Annotated in this window: 17 protein-coding genes; 10 read left to right on the forward strand and 7 right to left on the reverse strand. The window is 74.2% G+C overall.

What is annotated here, in order from left to right; translation table 11 throughout:
• Positions 1–45: 45 nt before the first annotated feature.
• Together ACZ47G_RS06670 and ACZ47G_RS06675 are read right to left on the reverse strand one after the other, a co-directional pair.
• Positions 46–1,344, reverse strand: coding sequence for an MFS transporter (locus tag ACZ47G_RS06670; RefSeq protein ID WP_465740368.1), 1,299 nt, complete (start codon positions 1,342–1,344; stop codon positions 46–48).
• The gene (locus tag ACZ47G_RS06675; protein ID WP_465740369.1) at positions 1,341–1,934 is read right to left on the reverse strand and encodes an ArsR/SmtB family transcription factor; all 594 of its coding nucleotides are present in this window, start codon (positions 1,932–1,934) and stop codon (positions 1,341–1,343) included. Before ACZ47G_RS06675 ends, ACZ47G_RS06670 begins: the two co-directional genes overlap by 4 nt.
• Positions 1,935–2,073: 139 nt before the next feature.
• Between ACZ47G_RS06675 and ACZ47G_RS06680 the strand changes: the two genes are divergently transcribed.
• Positions 2,074–2,355 carry a DUF6158 family protein gene (locus ACZ47G_RS06680; RefSeq protein ID WP_465740370.1) on the forward strand — a complete coding sequence of 94 codons (282 nt, stop codon included), beginning with the start codon at positions 2,074–2,076 and terminating at the stop codon, positions 2,353–2,355.
• Between the two features lie 119 nt (positions 2,356–2,474).
• Positions 2,475–3,863, forward strand: a complete 1,389-nt coding sequence (locus tag ACZ47G_RS06685) for an NADP-dependent succinic semialdehyde dehydrogenase (protein WP_465740371.1) — start codon at positions 2,475–2,477, stop codon at positions 3,861–3,863.
• A 34-nt stretch (positions 3,864–3,897) separates the two neighbouring features.
• Here the strand turns inward: ACZ47G_RS06685 and ACZ47G_RS06690 are convergent, their stop codons facing one another.
• Complete coding sequence (locus ACZ47G_RS06690) at positions 3,898–4,179, reverse strand: hypothetical protein (protein ID WP_465740372.1); 282 nt, start codon at positions 4,177–4,179, stop codon at positions 3,898–3,900.
• Positions 4,180–4,223: 44 nt separating this feature from the next.
• Positions 4,224–5,213: a non-homologous end joining protein Ku gene (ku, locus tag ACZ47G_RS06695; RefSeq protein WP_465740373.1), complete on the reverse strand. Its 990-nt coding sequence runs from the start codon at positions 5,211–5,213 to the stop codon at positions 4,224–4,226.
• A 331-nt stretch (positions 5,214–5,544) separates the two neighbouring features.
• On the opposite strand from ku, the gene ACZ47G_RS06700 reads away from it, so the two are divergent.
• The 4 genes from ACZ47G_RS06700 to ACZ47G_RS06715 all read left to right on the forward strand — a co-directional run bounded on the left by ACZ47G_RS06700 (position 5,545) and on the right by ACZ47G_RS06715 (position 12,546).
• Positions 5,545–6,987 carry an amino acid permease gene (locus ACZ47G_RS06700; protein ID WP_465740374.1) on the forward strand — a complete coding sequence of 481 codons (1,443 nt, stop codon included), beginning with the start codon at positions 5,545–5,547 and terminating at the stop codon, positions 6,985–6,987.
• 702 nt (positions 6,988–7,689) lie between these two features.
• Positions 7,690–8,352 (forward strand): aggregation-promoting factor C-terminal-like domain-containing protein, encoded by a 663-nt coding sequence (locus tag ACZ47G_RS06705; RefSeq protein WP_465740375.1) that lies wholly within the window; start codon positions 7,690–7,692, stop codon positions 8,350–8,352.
• A 212-nt stretch (positions 8,353–8,564) separates the two neighbouring features.
• Positions 8,565–9,569 carry a glycosyltransferase family 2 protein gene (locus tag ACZ47G_RS06710; protein ID WP_465740376.1) on the forward strand — a complete coding sequence of 335 codons (1,005 nt, stop codon included), beginning with the start codon at positions 8,565–8,567 and terminating at the stop codon, positions 9,567–9,569.
• Positions 9,570–9,660: 91 nt separating this feature from the next.
• Complete coding sequence (locus ACZ47G_RS06715) at positions 9,661–12,546, forward strand: FAD-binding and (Fe-S)-binding domain-containing protein (RefSeq protein WP_465740377.1); 2,886 nt, start codon at positions 9,661–9,663, stop codon at positions 12,544–12,546.
• A 37-nt stretch (positions 12,547–12,583) separates the two neighbouring features.
• On the opposite strand, the gene ACZ47G_RS06720 is transcribed toward ACZ47G_RS06715, so the two are convergent.
• Both ACZ47G_RS06720 and ACZ47G_RS06725 read right to left on the reverse strand, forming a co-directional pair.
• On the reverse strand, positions 12,584–13,036 hold the full coding sequence (locus ACZ47G_RS06720; RefSeq protein WP_465740378.1) for a CBS domain-containing protein: 453 nt from the start codon (positions 13,034–13,036) through the stop codon (positions 12,584–12,586).
• Positions 13,037–13,147: 111 nt separating this feature from the next.
• On the reverse strand, positions 13,148–14,176 hold the full coding sequence (locus ACZ47G_RS06725) for a slipin family protein (RefSeq protein ID WP_465740379.1): 1,029 nt from the start codon (positions 14,174–14,176) through the stop codon (positions 13,148–13,150).
• Positions 14,177–14,341: 165 nt separating this feature from the next.
• On the opposite strand from ACZ47G_RS06725, the gene ACZ47G_RS06730 reads away from it, so the two are divergent.
• A complete protein-coding gene (locus tag ACZ47G_RS06730; RefSeq protein ID WP_465740380.1) occupies positions 14,342–15,115 on the forward strand; it encodes a uracil-DNA glycosylase in 774 nt (257 codons plus the stop codon).
• 99 nt (positions 15,116–15,214) lie between these two features.
• Here ACZ47G_RS06730 and ACZ47G_RS06735 read toward each other — a convergent pair whose 3' ends face one another.
• The gene (locus tag ACZ47G_RS06735; protein WP_465740381.1) at positions 15,215–16,093 is read right to left on the reverse strand and encodes a CHAD domain-containing protein; all 879 of its coding nucleotides are present in this window, start codon (positions 16,091–16,093) and stop codon (positions 15,215–15,217) included.
• A 196-nt stretch (positions 16,094–16,289) separates the two neighbouring features.
• On the opposite strand from ACZ47G_RS06735, the gene ACZ47G_RS06740 reads away from it, so the two are divergent.
• The 3 genes from ACZ47G_RS06740 (at position 16,290) to ACZ47G_RS06750 (ending at position 18,662) form a co-directional block, all read left to right on the forward strand.
• Positions 16,290–16,961: a hypothetical protein gene (locus ACZ47G_RS06740; RefSeq protein ID WP_380463671.1), complete on the forward strand. Its 672-nt coding sequence runs from the start codon at positions 16,290–16,292 to the stop codon at positions 16,959–16,961.
• A gap of 138 nt (positions 16,962–17,099) precedes the next feature.
• Positions 17,100–17,918: a DsbA family protein gene (locus tag ACZ47G_RS06745; protein WP_465740382.1), complete on the forward strand. Its 819-nt coding sequence runs from the start codon at positions 17,100–17,102 to the stop codon at positions 17,916–17,918.
• 90 nt (positions 17,919–18,008) lie between these two features.
• Positions 18,009–18,662: a vitamin K epoxide reductase family protein gene (locus ACZ47G_RS06750; RefSeq protein ID WP_465740383.1), complete on the forward strand. Its 654-nt coding sequence runs from the start codon at positions 18,009–18,011 to the stop codon at positions 18,660–18,662.
• The last annotated feature ends 2 nt before the right edge of the window (positions 18,663–18,664 follow it).

The raw sequence follows: 18,664 nt of genomic DNA on the forward strand, positions 1-18,664 counted from the left end.
GCGATCTGTCCGAGCTGTCGGGGAACGGGCCTGAAGGAACGGAATTCATCCTACGATCTTCCCGATCTTCGGGGGCGCCGTGGGCAGTTCCCGCAGGGTGCGCAGTGGCGAGAACAGCGGCAGCGTGCCGGCCAGTACCAGCAGACCGGTCATCACCCACATGGTGGTCCGCAGCCCGATCGCCGCGCCCAGCGCGCCGCCGGCCAGGGCGCCGAGCGGGATGGTGGCGTGGACGGCGAACATCGAGCCGGCCGCCACCCGGGTGAGCAGCGCGGGCGGGGTGTAGGACTGCCGGAAGCTGCCGAGCACCACGTTGCAGAGCACCACCGCCGCGACCACCCCGAGCGCGCCGACCACGTACAGCGCCGTGCCGAGCCCCGGGGCGGCCAGCGGCATCAGCAGCCCGAGCGGTACGGCGGTGAGCAGCACGGTCCGCACCGCGCGGGCCGTGCCCAGCCGGCGGCACAGCGGTCGGGCCGCGGACGCGCCGAGCACCCCGCCGACCGCGGCGGCGGAGGCGAGCGCGCCGACCCAGCCGGGGGCGATCCCGGCCTCCCGGACCAGGAACAGCACCAGGATCGACTGGTAGCCCATGAGCGCGAAGTTCGCCGCCGCACCGAAGCACAGGAAGGCCCGCAGGTAGGGGTCGCGCAGGAGGAAGGACAGGCCCTCCCGGACCTGTCCGAGCAGGCCCGCCCGCTCGGGGGCCACCGGCTGCGGCCGGGAGCGGATCCGCAGCAGGGTGCCGGCCGCGATCAGGAAGCTCACCGCGTCGATGAGCAACCCGGCCGCCGCGCCGAGCAGTTGGACGGTCAGCCCGGCCAGGCCGCGGCCGGCCACCTCGGCCGCCGAGCCGCTGCCCTCCAGCTTGGCGTTGCCCTCGATCAGGTGTTCCGGCGCCACCAGTTCGGGCAGGTAGGCCTGTTCGGCCGCGCCGAAGAACACCGCCGAGACCCCGCTGAGGAAGGCCACGGCCAGCAGCTGCGCCAGGGTGAGCACCCCGAGCCGGTCCGCCACCGGCACGCTGGCGAACAGCGCGGCGGAGCCGAGGTTGCAGCCGATCATCACGGCCCGCCGGGGCGCCCGGCCGACCCACACCCCGGCGGGCAGGCCGAACAGCAGCCAGGGCAGCCAGACCGCGCTGGTCAGCAGGCCGGTGGCGAGCGGCCCGGCGTCCAGGGTGAGCACCGCGACCAGCGGCAGCGCGACGGTGGTGACGCTGCTGCCCAGCCGGCTGACGGTCTGCCCGGCCCACAGCAGCCGGAAGTCCCGCTGGGCGAACAGGCCCCAGCGGGCGCGGACTTCGGGCGCGCCGGGCGACGCGGACGGGGTGACGGCGGTCACGGGCGCGCCGGGACGCTGTGGGCGAAGGCCAGGACGGTCTCGCGCTCCCGCCCGTCCTGGGGCACCGACCGCCGCGCCCACTGCTGGATCACCGCGTGCAGGTCGGCCGCCAGCTCCCGGGCCTCCTCCGGGGTGAGCCGCAGCCAGGTCTGGGTGGCCACCGAGCAGCCGTCCCGCCATTCGGGCGGGTAGCCGCCGCGCCGCACCGCCCACTCGCGGACCAGCTCGACCTGGCGTTCCAGCAGGATCGACCCGGCCGCGTCGGCGACCGCCTCGGTGACCGGGTCCCCGTCGAAGTCGGCCCTGGTCCAGCTGAGTTCGCGGTCGGCCAGCCGCCACCACCGCTCGCGCCGGTCCCGGGCGAACTCGGGCGCCTCCTCGATCAGTCCGCTCTCGGCCAGCACCCTCAGGTGGTGGCTGACGTTGCCGACCGCCTGCTCGGTGCGCTCGGCCAGCCGCCCGACGGTGGCGGGGCCGTCGACCTTGAGCAGGTCGATCAGTCGGCGGCGCAGCGGGTGGGTGAGGGCGGCGAGCACCCGGGAGTCCTGGATCTCCCGGGCGCCGCGCGATCGGTCCGTGGTGTCGTCCATGCCCCGGAGAATATCCACAAGAGTTCTTGTACGACATCTCTTTTACAACACCCCTTGTCCAATTCGTCCGACGAGAACGGGTGCACCGGCGCCGGGCACCCGACACTGGAGGAGGGGCCCGCGCCGAGGAGGTACCGAGATGCGCCACGTCAACGACCCGCACATCCGGCCCGGGGGCGTCTCTCCGCACGCCCTGGGCAACGACACCCTGCTGCACGAGCTGGAGCAGCTGCACCGCACCCGCCACGAGACCTTCCTGTACGGCTCGGAGGAGGCGCTGAACCGGCACACGCTGCGCACCGGCGAGCTGGAGGCCGAGTACCTGCACCGCTTCCCCCTCCGGCAGGTGACCGCCGCCCGGACCAGGGCCGGAGCCCGGGCCCGGGAGGTGGCGGCCCGGGTGGAGTCGCTGCCCGAGTGAGGGGCGCCACCGCTGCCCGGCGGGACACGCCGGGCAGCGGTGGCGCGCCCGGGGGCGGGCCGTCGGGGAGGGTGTGAGAGCAGACGCACCGGACCCGAACCCGCCACTGGGAGCCCCGCATGCCCATCGCCAGCGTCAACCCCGCGACCGGCGAGATCATCCAGACCTTCGAACCGCTCGACGCGGCCGGCGTCGAGCGGCGGCTGGCCCGCGCCGAGGCCGCCTTCCACGGCTACCGCGGCACCTCCTTCGCCGCCCGCGCCGAACTGATGCACCGCGCCGCCGACCTGCTGGACCAGGACCAGGAACCGCTCGCCCGCACCATGACCGAGGAGATGGGCAAGCCGCTCGCCGCCGCCCGGGCCGAGGCCGCCAAGTGCGCCAAGGCGATGCGCTGGTACGCCGACCACGCGGAGGCGCTGCTCGCCGACGAGCACCCCGCCCCGGCCGACGTGGCCGACAGCGGGGCCGCCCGCGCGTACGTCCGTTACCGCCCGATCGGCCCGGTGCTCGCCGTGATGCCGTGGAACTTCCCGTTCTGGCAGGTGATCCGGTTCGCCGCGCCGGCCCTGATGGCGGGCAACACGGGCCTGCTCAAGCACGCCTCCAACGTGCCGCGCACCGCGCTCGCGATCGAGGAGCTGTTCCGGCGGGCCGGCTTCCCCGAGGGCTGCTTCCAGACCCTGCTGATCGGCTCGGGCGCGGTCGAGGGCGTGATCCGGGACCGCCGGGTCGCCGCCGTCACCCTCACCGGCAGCGAGCCGGCCGGGCGGGCGGTCGCGGCCACCGCCGCGGACGAGGTGAAGAAGGCGGTGCTGGAGCTGGGCGGCAGCGACCCGTACGTGGTGCTGCCGAGCGCCGACCTGGACGCCGCGGTGGCCACCGCCGTCCGGGCCCGGGTGCAGAACAACGGCCAGTCCTGCATCGCCGCCAAGCGCTTCATCGTGCACACCGACGTCTACGACCGCTTCACCGCCGCCTTCACCGAGGCGATGCGCGCGCTGCGGATCGGCGACCCGATGGACGAGGCCACCGACGTCGGCCCGCTGGCCAGCCGCCAGGGCCGGGACGACCTGGAGGAGCTGGTCGAGGACGCCCGCACCCACGGCGCCCGGGTCGAGTGCGGCGGCAACCGCCCGATGGGCTGGGACACCGGCTGGTTCTACGAGCCGACCGTCCTGACCGGCGTCACCCCGGCGATGCGGATCCACCAGGAGGAGACCTTCGGCCCGGTCGCCACCGTCTACCGGGTCGCCGACCTGGACGAGGCGGTGGCGCTGGCCAACGACACCCCGTTCGGGCTCAGCTCCAACGTCTGGACCACCGACCGGGACGAGCAGGAGCGCTTCGTCCGCGACATCCAGGCCGGCGGGGTGTTCTTCAACGGGATGACCGCCTCCCACCCCGCGCTGCCCTTCGGCGGGGTCAAGCGCTCGGGCTTCGGGCGGGAGCTCTCCGGGCACGGCATCCGGGAGTTCTGCAACGTCACCACGGTGTGGATCGGCTGAGTACGCCCGGAGCCGCGTGCCGCCCGGCCGACCGTCAGGCCGCCATCCGGTGCCTGCCCCGGCCGGGCGTCACCCAGCGGGCGACCATGCCGACCAGTGCGATGAAGGTCAGGAGCCAGAAGAAGGCCATCAGCCCGATCATCGGGTCCCACTCCGTCTGGACCTCGACCATGAGCAGGCCGATCGAGAGCGCGACCATGAAGGTCACGACGGTGGGACTGAGGCTGAGCAGCCAGTGCCAGGCCCGGTAGCCCCAGCTCCGGTCCTTCGGGGCGTCGGGGCCGCTGTCGAGCTCCTTGTAGGTGAGCAGGTCCATCGGGATCTCCTGCGGTCGTCGGGGGGGCTCCCCGGCCCGCGCGGTCAGGAGGCCTTGCGCGGAGCCGTGGACTTACGGGTGGTGGTCTTCTTCGCGGTGGCGGCCTTCCCGGCCGCCCCGGCGGCGGTCTTCTTCGCGGCGGTCTTCTTCGCGGCGGCGCGCTTGCGGGGCGCGGGCTTCCCGCCCTCCGGCTTCTCCGCCTTCTCCGCCTTCTCCGGCTCTTCCGGCTCTTCCGGCGCCGCCGCGGCCGGTGCCCGCCCGCCCTTGGCCTGCTTGAGGCTGCTGCGCAGCGCCTCCATCAGGTCGATCACGTTGTCCGGCGCCTCGCCGGACTCCTCCTCGTGCGGCAGCTCGACGCCCTCCAGCCGGGCGGTGATCACCTGCTGGAGCGCCTGCTGGTAGTCGTCGTGCAGCTGGGCGAGGTCGAAGTCCTCGGAGAGGGTGTCCATCAGCGAGCGCGCCATCTTGAGCTCCTGCGGCCGCACCGTGACGTCCTCCTCGGGCGCGATCCCGGCCGCCGGGCGGACCTCGTCGGGCCAGATGCAGGTCTGCAGGACGAGCGTCCCGTCGTGCACCCGCAGCACCGCGGGCGACTCCCGGGTGCGCAGCGCGATCTTGGTGACCGCGATCTGCCCGGACTCCACCAGCGCGTCGCGCAGCAGGGCGTACGGCTTGGCGGCCGCCTTGTCGGCGACGCCCACGTAGTAGGCCTTGGAGAACATCAGCGGGTCGATCTCGCCGGCGTCCACGAAGGCCAGCACGTCGATGACCTTCTTGCTGGGCAGCGGCAGGTCGGCGAGGTCCTCGTCGCTGAGCGTGACCGTCCGGCCGTCGGGCGACTCGTAGCCCTTGGCGATCTCCGCGTACGGGACCTCCTTCTCCTCCCGCTCGCAGTACCGCTTCATCCGCACCCGGCCACCGTCCTTGGCGTGCACCTGGTGCAGCGGGACGTCGTGCTCCTGGGTCGCGGAGTAGAGGTGGACGGGGATGCTGACCAGCCCGAAGCTGATCGTCCCCTTCCAGGTGGTCTGCATGTTTCCCACTGTGCGCGCGTTCGCCCGGATCGGCCACAGCGCGGGGCTCCGGGCGCGGGGCCGCCGGCCGCGGGCGGGGAGTCCGGGCCTCCGCACGGCCTGGCGGGTTCCCGCCAGGGTGACGATGCGTCAGATTTGAGCCTTTCCCGCCACTTTTCCACCGGCTCTGACCTGGCCTTTTGTGTCCGGTGAGCGAACAGTTATCAAACAGCTGTTCCGATACCCGGGCGTAGAAAGTAGGTTGCACCGCAATGCGCGGGTCTGTCCCCCCACCCTCCGGCGCGACGAGCCGAGGGTCATGCCGCGCGGGAAAGAACAGAGGACACCCTCCATGAGTGCGGACTCCACCAAGCAGGCGGCGGACACCACCCAGGTCCCCCACCAGCTCGGCCCGGTCGGACACGGTGGCGACGGCCACCTGAAGGCCGGGCTCAAGAACCGCCACCTGTCGATGATCGCCATCGGCGGTGTGATCGGCGCCGGCCTGTTCGTCGGCTCCGGCGCGGGCATCGCCACCACCGGTCCCGGCATCCTGCTCTCCTACACCCTGGCCGGCGTGCTGGTGGTGCTGGTGATGCGGATGCTCGGCGAGATGGCGGCGGCCGACCCGCAGAGCGGCTCGTTCTCGGCGTACGCGGACCGCGCGCTGGGCCGCTGGGCCGGCTTCACCATCGGCTGGCTGTACTGGTTCTTCTGGGTCGTGGTGCTCGCGGTCGAGGCGACGGCCGGCGCGAAGATCCTCCACAACTGGGTGCCCGGCGTCCCGCAGTGGGGCTGGGCACTGATCGTGATGGCGGTGCTGACCGCCACCAACCTCTTCTCGGTGTCCTCGTACGGCGAGTTCGAGTTCTGGTTCGCCGGGATCAAGGTGGTCGCGATCGCGGCGTTCCTGGTCATCGGCGCCCTCGCCGTCTTCGGCGTGCTGCCGAACACCCACGCGGTCGGCCTCAGCAACCTGACCGGCCACGGCGGCTTCCTGCCGCACGGCGTGGGCGCGGTGTTCACCGGCATGCTGACCGTCGTCTTCGCCTTCATGGGCAGCGAGATCGTCACGCTCGCCGCCGGCGAGTCGGAGGACCCGCAGAAGGCTGTCACCAAGGCCACCAACAGCGTGATCTGGCGGATCGGCGTCTTCTACCTGGGCTCGATCCTGCTCGTGGTCACCCTGCTGCCCTGGGACTCGGCCGAGGTCAAGGCCAGCCCGTACGTGGCGGTCCTGAACCACGTGGGAATCCCGCACGCGGGCCAGGTGATGGACGTGATCGTGCTGACGGCCGTGCTGTCCTGCCTCAACTCCGGGATGTACACCGCCTCCCGGATGGCCTTCTCGCTCGGTCAGCGCGGCGACGCGCCGAAGGCCTTCGCGACCGTGACCTCGCGCGGCGTGCCGCGGGTGGCCATCCTCTCCTCGGTGGTCTTCGGCTTCATCGCCGTCTTCCTCAACTACTACTCGCCGGACACCATCTTCGCCTTCCTGCTCAACTCCTCCGGCGCGGTCGCACTGTTCGTCTGGCTGGTGATCTGCGCGACCCAGCTGCGGATGCGCCGGATCATCGAGCGGGAGACGCCCGAGCGCCTGACCGTGCGGATGTGGCTCTTCCCGTACCTGACCTGGACCGCGATGGGCATGATCGGGTTCGTGATGGCGTACATGTTCACCACCGAGGACGGCCGCAAGCAGATGTACCTCTCGCTGGTCGCCGCGGCGATCGTGCTCGGCGCCTCGGCCGTGGTGGGCCGACGGCGGCGGGCGGCGGTGGCGGCGGGCTCCTGACCCGTCCGCGCCGCGCTTGAACGCCGGGCCCGGGAGCCGTTGCGGAGGCTCCCGGGCCCGGTCCCGTTCCCGCCCGGTGCCGTTCCCACCTGGCCCCGTTCCCCGTCCGGTGCCGTTCCCCGCCCGGTCCCGTTCCCGCCCGGTCCGTCCCCGTCCACCGGGCCGCCATCGGTCGGTCACGCTGCGTCGATGTCGGTGCCGCGCCCGTGTGAGCCCGCCCACAGGGGGTTTCGTATCTACGGTCCTGGATAGTTGTCACGGTCGGTCCACCTGGCACCCGGCACCGCTCTCCGACCGCCGGCCGCCAGCCCCACAGCCGGGCCCGGCCTGAAGAACCCAGGCCATCGAGCCTCCGGGCCTCATCTTCCGCCGACGCCGCCCGCCCCTGACCCTCGGACGCCAAAACCGGACAAACCTCCCCAAAACCATCGGCGCGTCCGGCCGCACCCGCCCCTCAGCCACTACGCGGCGTAGTAGCGAGCGCCTTTGCCACCCGTCCCCGGCCCTGCCAAGAATGGCCCGTCGCCAGGCAGCGCTGGCCGGCCCCGTCCGCCGTGCGCAGCCCGCCCGCCCCGCCGTTCTCCGCCGGGGCGCCACGGCCGTCCCGGACGGCCGCGCGGGCCCCGCTCACCCGGAGCCCGTGCGATGCCCCGCGCCCGGTGCCCCCGGCACGGCCCCCGACGGAAAAGGATCGACCGCTCCATGCAGCTCAGCCATGCCCGCCGCAACTCCCTGATCACCGGCATCGCCACCCTCGTGGTCGCGAGCGCCGCCACCGCCGCGCTCGCCCTCCCGCAGGGCGGGACCTCCACCGAGGCCGCCGCCCCCGCGGCCGCCGTCACGGTGGACGGCAAGCCGGTGGCCGACCAGGTGCAGGCCGACGCCGCTGCCGCTGCCCAGAAGGCCGCCCAGGACGCCCAGGACGCCCAGGCGAAGGCCGAGGCGGACGCCGCCGCCCAGACCCAGGCCGCCGCCCAGGCGCAGGCCGAGGCCGACGCGAAGGCCCAGGCGGACGCCAAGGCCCAGGCCGACGCCGCCGCCTCCCGCTCCCAGCAGCGCCAGGCCCTCGCCGCCCCCTCCGGCACCCCGCAGCAGATCGCCGCGCAGATCGTGCCGGCCGGCCAGCTGCAGTGCTTCAGCAACATCGTGTCCCGCGAGAGCAGCTGGAACCCGATGGCCGTCAACGCCTCCTCCGGCGCCTACGGCCTGGTCCAGGCGCTGCCCGGCTCCAAGATGGCCTCGGCGGGCTCGGACTGGAAGACCAACCCGGCCACCCAGATCAAGTGGGGCCTGGACTACATGAACTCCCGCTACGGCAGCCCCTGCGGCGCCTGGGCGTTCTGGCAGAGCCACCACTGGTACTGAGCCGGCCCCCGGCCGAGCCGCCCTCCGTACACGCCCCAGGCCCGCGACGCACTCCGCGTCGCGGGCCTGGCGGCGTCGTCGCCTGGCGTGGACGCGTCCGGAAGGCGGCGTGAAGATATGGCGTACGCTCGTACGATTTGCCGCTAATTGGTCCTAATTACGCGCCGTCAGCACTTTGCCACGGTTCGCGGGCCCTCTTACGCTCCGGCGTCATGCCCTCACCCCTGATCAGCGTCGTGCTCCCCGCCTACGACCAGCACGGACAGCTCGCCGACTGCCTGGACTCGCTGCTCGCCCAGACCCTGGCGAACGTCGAGGTGATCGTGGTCGCCGACCGCTCCCCCGAGACCGCGGGCGGGCTCGCCGACGCCTACGCGGCCCGCCACCCGCGGGTGTCGGTGCTGCACCTGAACGCGGCCGTCGGGGTCGGGGTGAGCCGGAACGCGGGGGCGGCACGGGCCACCGGCGACCACCTGCTGTTCCTGGACGCCGACCACCTGCTGCCCCGGGACGCCCTCCAGACGCTCGCCGACCGGCTCCAGCAGACCGGCCCGGTCGACGTCCTGCTGTTCGGCCACTCCCGCCGCCACAACGACCGCGACTGGCCGGGCGGCGCCGAGGCCCTGCTCGCCGAGGCCGGCCCCGAGCCGTTCGCCCCCTTCGACCGACCCGAGCTGTTCGGCGCGCCGCCGCTGATCTGGGACCGGCTGATCCGCCGCGGCCACTGGGAGGACCTCGGGCTCGCCTTCCCCGACGGCCGCTACGAGGAGATCCCGGTCGTCCACGCGGCCCTGCTCGGCGCCCGCACGGCCGCCGTGCTGGCGCGCGAGTGCGTCCAGCTGCGCCGCCGGGAGACCGTCCACCCGGTCGGCGGCCCGGGCAGCAGCGTCTTCGACCTCTTCGACCAGTACGAGCGCAGCTTCGCCCTGCTGGAGGAGCAGCCCCACCTCTACGCGGTGCGCGACGCCCTGTTCGTCCGGATGATCCGGCACTACCTCTTCGTGTTCGACCTCGCCGGCTGCGTCACCCGCGCCGAGCGCCCCCAGTTCTTCCACCGCGCCGCCGAACACCACCGCCGCTTCCAGCCCCCGGGCCACCGCAAGCCCACCGGCCGCGAGGGCATCAAGTTCTCCCTCCTGGCCGGCGGCGCCTACCCGGCCTTCGAGGTCGCCAAGCTCTCCCACATCGCCCGCGGCACCCTCACCGGCCGGAAGTAGCCCCCAGCCGGGTGAGCCGGGCGTCGTGCCCGGCGGCCGGGCGGCGGGGTGGCTGCCATCATCGGCGGAGTCCACTTCCTGGGAGGCCCTGGTGAGCCGTCCGTCCGCCGTTCCCGGCGCCGAACTGGCCCGTGAGCTGGCCGCCGTGCTGCGCGGCGAGGTGCGGTTCGGCGCCGCCGAGCGCACGGTGTACGGCCATGACGCCTCCAACTACCGGCAGCTGCCGCTCGGCGTGGTCAAGCCCGCCGACCCGGACGACGTGCGCACCGCGCTGGCGCTGTGCCGGCAGTACGGCGTGCCGGTCGTGGCGCGCGGGGCCGGGACGAGCATCGGCGGGCAGGCGATCGGGCCGGGCGCGGTGGTGCTGGACTTCCGCCGCCACCTCGGCGCGGTGCTGGCGGTCGACCCCGGGGCCCGCACCGCGCGCGTCCAGCCCGGCACCGTGCTGGACGACCTCCAGCGCGCCGCCGCGCCGTACGGGCTGCGCTTCGGCCCCGACCCGTCCACCCACAGCCGCTGCACCCTCGGCGGCATGATCGGCAACGACGCCTGCGGCGCCCGCTCGCTCGCCTGGGGGCGCACCTCCGACAACGTGGAGCAGCTGGAGCTGCTGCTCGCCGACGGCACCGAGCTGACCGTCGGCGGCCCGCTCACCCCCGCCGAGCGCGCGGCACTGCCGGACGCACCCGGCCGGGTCGGGCAGCTGCACCGCGAGCTCCAGGACTTCACCGACCGCAACCTCGCCACCATCCGGCAGGGCATGCCGCAACTGCCCCGCCGAACCTCCGGCTATCCCCTGGACGCCCTGCTGCCCGAGCGCGGCCACCACCTCGCCCGGGCCCTGACCGGCACCGAGGGCACCTGCGCCCTGCTGCTGGGCGCCACCGTCCGCCTGGTCCATGCCCCCGCGGCCCGCGCCCTGGTGGTGGCCGGCTACCCCGACGAGGGCGCCGCCGCCGACGCCGTCCCGGCGCTGCTGCCGTACGGCCCGCTGACCGCCGAGGGCATGGCCGCCGACCTGGTCGCCGCGCTGCTCGCGACCGGCCCGCGCCCGCCCGCCCTGGACCGACTGCCGGCCGGCGAGTGCTGGCTGTTCCTGGAGACCGGCGGCGCCACCGCCCTGGAGGCCTACCAGGGCGCCCGCCGGCTCGCCGACGCGGTGCGCCGCGAGCGCACCGCCACCGTCTCCCTGGTCACCGACCCGGCCGAGCAGCGCCAGCTGTGGGCCGTGCGGGAGGCGGGCGCCGGGATCGTCACCCGGCTGCCCGGGGGCGGCGAGGCCTGGCCCGGCTGGGAGGACTCCGCCGTCCCGCCCGAGCGGCTCGGCGACTACCTGCGCGGACTGCGCGCCCTGCTGCGCCGACACGGCCTGCACGGCGTCCCGTACGGGCACTTCGGCGACGGCTGCGTGCACCTGCGGATCGACTTCCCGCTGGACGACCCGCAACGGCTGCCGCTGTTCCGGGAGTTCCTGGAGCAGGCGGCCGATCTGGCGGTCTCCTACGGCGGTTCGCTCTCCGGCGAGCACGGCGACGGACAGGCCCGGGGCGAGCTGCTGCCGCGCCTGTACCCGCCCGAAGTCATCGCCCTGTTCGGCGAGTTCAAGCGGATCTGGGACCCGGAGCACCTGCTCAACCCGGGCGTACTGGTCGACCCGCGCCCGCTCGACGCCGACCTGCGCTTCGTCACCGCCCCGCGCCGCCCGCTGCCACTGGCCCTGCCGTACGAGCAGGACGGCGGCAGCCTCGCCCGGGCGGTGCACCGCTGCGTGGGCGTCGCCAAGTGCGTGGACCCGACCACCGGGGTGATGTGCCCCAGTTACATGGCCACCGGCGAGGAGCGGCACTCCACCCGGGGCCGGGCCCGGCTGCTCGCCGAGATGCTGCGCGGCGACGCCGTCCCGGACGGCTGGCGCTCGGCGGAGGTGCGGGAGGCGCTGGACCTCTGCCTGAGCTGCAAGGGCTGCGCGAGCGACTGCCCGGTGCACGTCGACATGGCGACCTACAAGACCGAGTTCCTGTACCAGCACTACCGGCACCGCCCGCGCCCGCTCGCCCACTACTCGATGGGCTGGCTGCCGCTGTGGCTGCGGGCCGTCGAGCGGGCGCCCGCGGCGGCCAACACACTGGTCCGCTCCCCGGCCGGCACCCTGCTCAAGCGGCTCGGCGGGATCGACCGGCGACGGGTGCTGCCGGTCTTCCCGCCCGAGACCTTCACCCGCTGGTACCGGCGGCGGCGCCCGCAGCACCCCGCACCGGCGGGCGCCCGGCCGGTACTGCTGTGGCCGGACACCTTCTCGAACCACCTCCAGCCGAACGTGCTGCGCTCGGCCGTCGAGGTGCTGGAACACCTGGGCTTCGACGTCCGGCTGCCGGACGGCCCGGTGTGCTGCGGCCTCACCTGGTACTCCACCGGCCAACTCGGCACCGCCCGGCGGGTGTTGCGGCGCAGCCTGGACGCACTGGCGGCCGCCGGGCTCCCGGCCGACACCCCCGTGGTCGGCCTGGACCCCAGCTGCACCGCCACCCTGCGCGAGGACCTCCCCCGACTGCTCGGCGCGGACGGCCGCCCGCTCTCCGAACGGACCCGCACCTTCGCCGAGTTCATCGACGAGTACGCCCCGGACGCCCCGCTCCCCCGGGTCCGGCTGGAGGCCGTCACCCAGACCCACTGCCACCAGCACGCGGTGCTCGGCAGTGCCGCCGACCGCCGGGTCGAGTCCCGACTCGGCCTGCACAACCGGGTGCTGGACTCCGGCTGCTGCGGGCTGGCGGGCAACTTCGGCTTCGAGCAGGGCCACTTCGAGGTGTCCGAGGCGATCGCCGAACGGGTGCTGCTGCCCGAGCTACGGGCGGCCGACCCGGACACCGTGGTACTGGCGGACGGCTTCAGCTGCCGCACCCAGATCGCCCAACTCGCGGACGGGCGCAGGGCCCTGCACCTGGCGGAGCTGATCGCCCGGGAGCTGCCCCGGTAGGTTCGGCCCGTGCCGAACCGGCGCCGCCCGGCCGGGGTCAGCCCTGCAGGGCCTCCTTCTTCGGTGCCTCCTCCGCGCAGACGGCCGACACGAACTCCGCGACCCGGGCCTGCGGCATCCCGCGCGCGATGTCGGCCTCGCTGATCATGCCGACCAGCTTGTGCTCCGGGTGGTTGATCACCGGCAGCCGACGCACCTGGTACTGCTCCATCACCCGCAGCACCTGCTCGCAGTCCTCGTCCGCCTCCACCGTCATCGGCCGCCCCTGGGCCAGTTCGCCCGCCGTCACCGCGGCCGGGTCGCGCCCCTCCGCGACGCAGCGCAGCACGATGTCGCGGTCGGTCACGATGCCCAACAGCCGGTCGCTCTCCCCGCAGATGGGCAGTGCGCCCACGTTCCGTTCCCGCATGATCCGGGCGGCGGCGGCGAGCGTCTCGTGCTCGCGGATGCACTCCGCCCCCGGGTGCATGATGTCGCTGGCGATGGTCATGGTCCGCCTCCTGACCTGGCTTCCAGCCCCCCGTCCATCCTGGTCCGACCGGGTGACCCACGCCACCGGGCGCCGCGCCCGGCACCGCCCCGGGCCCCGCTCAGGCATCGCTCAGGACGTCGTCCCGGGCTCGCTGTGCTCCGCCGCCTGCTGCCGGCCGTCCGGCTCCGCCGGGCGGTCCTCCAGGTCCGTACGCTCCTCCAGGCCCGTGGGCTCCACCGGCGATCTGGTCAACACCTCCTCCAGCGGCGGGAGTTCGTGCCGGGGCACCTCACGGCTGACCTCGGCCTCCGACACCTCACCGCTCTCCACCGCCCGCTCCGCCGATTTCGCGGCCGCGGCCACCGCGGCGGCGGCCAGCAGATCCCGCTGCTGGGACTCCGTCGCGCTGTCCAGGAACCGCAGCAGCTCCACCGGGAACGGCAGCACCAGCGTCGAGTTCTTCTCCGCCGCCACCTCCACCACGGTCTGCAGCAACCGCAGTTGGAGCGCCGCCGGAGTCGCGCTCATCACCGCCGCCGCCTCCGACAACCGCTCCGAGGCCTGGTACTCGCCGTCCGCCGTGATGATCCGGGCCCGCCGCTCCCGCTCGGCCTCCGCCTGCCGCGCGATCGAACGCTTCATCGACTCCGGCAGGGCGACGTCCTTGATCTCCACCCGGTCGATCTCGATGCCCCAGCCCAGCGCCGGGCTGTCGATCATCAGCTCCAGCCCCTGATTGATCGGTTCGCGATTGGCCAGCAGGTCGTCCAGCTCGCTCTTGCCGATGATCGACCGCAGCGAGGTCTGCGCGACCTGGGAGATCGCGAAGTTGTAGTCCTGCACGTTGACGGTCGCCTTCACCGGGTCCTCGACCCGGAAGTAGACCACCGCGTCCACCCGTACGGTCACGTTGTCCCGGGTGATGCCCTCCTGCGCCGGGATCGGCATCGTCACGATCTGCACGTTCACCCGGCGCAGCCGGTCCGCGATCGGCATCAACGCGACCAGCCCGGGCTCCCGGACCTCCTCGCGCACCCGCCCGAAGCGGAACACCACGCCCTTCTGGAACTGCTGGACCACCCGGATGCTCAGCCCCGCCCAGACCGCCCCCAGCCCGACCAGCCCCCCGAGAGCCCCCAGCACCGCATCGACGATCATCGCGGCCTCCTCGCGGCCTCCGCGCACACCGGCGCGCCCGACCACCCCCGGCCCGGCCGGGCCGGGGGCCACCGGAGCAACTCCTTCAACGCTACGCCTGCCCGAAGACCGCCGGGCCGGACCGGGACAGAGCCCGGGCCCGGGCCCGGGCCCTAGGATCAGGCCATGCAGCCGGCCCCCGCCGATGACCCGAACCACCCTCGCCACCCCGCCGAGGCCGCCGCCCGCGCCACCGGGCTCACCGACCTCGACCGGGTCGTCACCCACTGCCGGGCCTGCCCCCGGCTGGTCTCCTGGCGCGAGGAGACCGCCCGCACCAAACGCCGCGCCTACCAGGACTGGGACTACTGGGCCCGCCCCATCCCCGGCTTCGGCCCGCCCGACGCCCCGCTCGTCCTGGTCGGCCTCGCCCCCGCCGCCCACGGCGCCAACCGCACCGGCCGGATCTTCACCGGCGACCCCTCCGGCGACCTCCTCTACGCCGCCCTCCACGACCTCGGGCTCACCAACCGCCCCGAGTCCGTCCGCCACGGCGACGGCCTCGAACTGTACGGCGTCCGGATCACCGACCCGGTCCGCTGCGCCCCGCCCGACAACAAGCCCAGCACCGTGGAACGCGACACCTGCCGCCCCTGGATCACCCGCGAACTCCAGCTGCTGCGCCCCACCGTACGGACGGTCGTCGCCCTCGGCGGCTTCGCCTGGCAGGCCATGCTGCCGGTGATCGCCGACGCCGGCTGGACCGTCCCCCGCCCCCGCCCCGCCTTCGGCCACGCCGCCCTGGCCACCCTCCCCGCCCGCGACGGCGGCCCCGACCTGCGCCTCTACGGCTGCTACCACGTGAGCCCGCGCAACACCAACACCGGCCGGCTGACCACCACGATGCTCCGCGACCTGCTGCGCGAGGCAGCCCGCTCGGCGGGGCTGAGCCCCCGGTAGGGCCACCCCGTCGAACCGCCTCCCGCCCGCCACCGGCAGCACTCCCCCGGCCCTGGCTCCCCCGGCCCCGGCCCCGGCAGCAGGCGCCCCGGACAGGCCCTAAGCGAACCGGGCCAGCTTCCGGCCCGACGCCGCCGCCCACACCCCCGGCAGCCGGTCCCGGGCCCGTTCCGCCTCCACGAGCTGGCCCGCGTAGAGCACGCCGTAGGCGAAGGGCTCGCCGTCGGCGGCCGCCTGGTCGGCCAGGGCCGCCGCGGCGACCACCGCGTCCTGGTGCTCTCCCAGCACCTCCTGGACGGCCTTCATCCGCTCCGCGTACCGCTCCGCCGCCGCGCCGATCGCGGGGGCCGCCGTCTCGCCGGCGTAGCGGGCGCGTTTGGCGGCCTTGCGGGCCGCGTGCAGGGCCCCGTCGCGCTCCGCGGGGCCGGCGGCGAGGGCGGTGTGGACCCGGGCGGCCGTGCGGCGCTGTTCGCGGGCCGCGATCCGGGAGAGCTCGGGGGCGGCGGCCCGGGCGGCGCGCGGGCGCAGCGGCGGGTCGGCGAGCAGCGCGGTCAGGACGGCGGTGAGGCCCCGGCGGCGGGGGCTGTCGAGGGCGGCGACCACCTCGGGCCGGACCCGCCGGTACTCGGCCGCGCCGGACTGCTCCAGCACCCCCGCGACCCGTTCCGGCCCGCAGGCGGCGGGCAGCTCGCGGGCCCGGGCGGCCAGGCGTTCGGTGAGCACCTCGCGGTCCCGGGCCCGGCCCAGGGCGGCGCCCAGCCAGCGCAGGTCGGCGACCAGGGCGTCGGTGGCGCCGGGGTCGAGGAGCCGCCGGAAGGTCCGCAGGGCGCTGCGCAGCCGCCGGCAGGCGACCCGCATCCGGTGGACCGCGTCGGGTTCGTCCGCCCGGACGGCGTCCTCCAGCCCGGCCAGCACCACCGCCTGGGCCTCGATGCGGTCGAGCAGTACCCGCCCTGCCGTGGTCTCGGGTCTCGCCATGGACGTGCACCCCCTCGTCGGGGTCACTGGGAACGCCTTCCAGGCTAGGCCCTGTCCGGCCGACCTTGCCGGACAGGGCCTAGTCGCGGGGTCGCGCCCGGCGACCCCGCGACCGGCTGAGGGGCTGTCACCCGGAGGGAGCACCCGTACGCGCCCTCGTGCCCGGTGTGAGGGCCATGGCATACTCCGGAGCGTGATGACCTCCACCCATGCGACCAGGGCCCTGCGGGCCGCGGTGTTCACCGCGCTCGCCGTGCCGATGGCCGCGTTGGGCCAGGTGGTCATCACCGGTCGCCCGCTGCCGCTGTCGCTGGTGGCCACGGCGAGCGCCGTCGTGTTCCTGGTCTCGGCCGTGCTGGCCGGTGGGGAGCGGCGGCTGCTGCACATCTCCGCCGTGATGGTGCCGGTCGAGCTGCTGCTGAACACGACCTTCAACCTGGGCCAGACCGGCTGTGGGCCGGTGCTGTCCGAGCACGTGTCCGCCCGCGGGGTGAACCTGCTGGTCTGCGGCGGCGGCTCGGTGGACGGCTCGCTGCTGGGCGGTCCGCTGGGCCACGCCGGGGAGTTGGCGCCGGTGGCGACCCAACTGCTGCTCCTGGTGGTGCACCTGGCGATCGCGCTGGCCGCCTCGGCCTGGCTGCGGCTGGGCGACGCGGCGCTGTCGGGCCTGGCCCGGGCGCTGCGCGCGCTGCACCAGTCACTGGCCCGCCCGCTGCGGGCGCTGCTCCTGCTGCTGGTCCCCGCCCCGGTGCGCCCGGTGCTGCGGGTGCCACTGCCGGTGTCGGACCACGAGCGGCCGCGCCGCGAGGACGTGGTGCTGAGCCCGGCTCCCCGGCGTGGTCCGCCGGTCTTCGCGCCTGCCTGCTGAGCGCGTACCCCCCCTTCCGTAAGCACGGTTCCGTACGCCCCCAGGCAGTGCGCACGACTCCCGCGTCACTTGCCCCGCCGCACCCGTGTGCGGCCACCCGCGCGCACCCGCGCGCCGCGTACAGGAGTTGACTTCCCCATGGCTCAGAACCAGCCCACCAAGCGCGAGGCCAAGCGCATCAGCGCCCGTGAGCGCATCCAGGAGGCACAGCGCCGCGAGCAGCAGACCGCCAAGCGCCGTCAGCTGATCGTCGTCTCGGTCTCCGCCGTCGTCGTGCTGGCCCTGGCGGGCGGTGTGGCGCTCGCCATCAACGGCGGCAAGAAGAACGACGACAAGGCCGCCGCGGCCGCGTCCGCCGCCCCGCTCGTCGTCCCGGCCAACGCCACCGGCCCCGGCGGCACGGTGATCACCCTCGGCAAGGCCGACGCCCCGCACACCATGGAGGTCTACGAGGACTTCCGCTGCCCGGTCTGCAAGCACTTCGAGGCGGCGAACGGCCAGACCGTCAAGCAGCTCACCGAGGACGGCCAGATCAAGGTGGAGTTCCACCTGGCCGCCTTCCTGGACAAGAACCTCGGCGGCAAGGGCTCGCGCACCGCGCTGGCGGCCGCCGGGGCCGCGCTGAACGAGGGCGTGGACAAGTTCAAGGCCTTCCACGACGTGCTGTACGCCAACCAGCCCGACGAGCGCAGCGACGACTTCGGCGACGTCAACCACCTCCTGGACCTGGCCGGCCAGGTGCCCGGGCTGAAGACGGACGCCTTCGTGAAGGCGGTCACCGACCGGACCTACGCGCCGTGGGCGGCGAAGGTCGCCGACGCGTTCAACGACAGCGGGGTGACCGGCACCCCGACGGTCAAGGTGGACGGCAAGCCGATCAACCTGTTCGCGGGCAACACCACCGCGACGCCCGAGCAGTTCACCGCCCAGGTCAAGCAGGCCGCCGGCCTGCAGTAGGCCCACCCCACCGCACCGCACGGCACCACCGGCCCGGCCGAACTCCCGGCCGGGCCGGCCCCTCCCAGCCAGCCACCGGAGTGTGTTGCCATGACCGCCGCGACCACCGTGCACCCCTCCTCCCCACCCGCCCCCGACGCCGCCGGCCGGACCCCGATCGGCGCGAGCCGGACCCTCGCCCTGCTGCTGTTCCTCGGCGGACTGGTCGGGCTGGCCGCCTCGGCCGTCCTGACCTTCGACAAGCTCCGCATCCTGGAGAACCCGTCGTACGTCCCCAGTTGCAACATCAATCCGATCATCAGCTGCGGCTCGGTGATGCGCACCGAGCAGGCGTCGGTCTTCGGCTTCCCCAACCCGCTGCTCGGGCTGGCCGCCTTCGGCGCGCTGGCGGCGATCGGGGCGGGGCTGCTGGCCGGGGCCGCCTACCGGCGCTGGTTCTGGCTGGGCCTGCACGCCGGGACGGCCCTGGGCGTGGTGTTCGTGCACTGGCTGGTCGACCAGGCGCTGTACGACATCGGCGCGCTGTGCCCGTACTGCATGGTGGTGTGGGCGACGGTGGTGGTGCTGTTCTGGTACACCACGCTGCACAACCTGCGCACGGGCGTGATCCCGGTCGGGCCCAGGATGCGGGCGGTCGTCCGGGAGGCGGCGCGCTACCACTGGGCGCTGCCGGTGCTGTGGGCCGCGGTGATCGCGCTCCTGGTGCTCAACCGGTTCTGGTACTACTGGAGCACCCTGCTCTGACC

The organism is Kitasatospora sp. NPDC030952 (assembly GCF_055571335.1).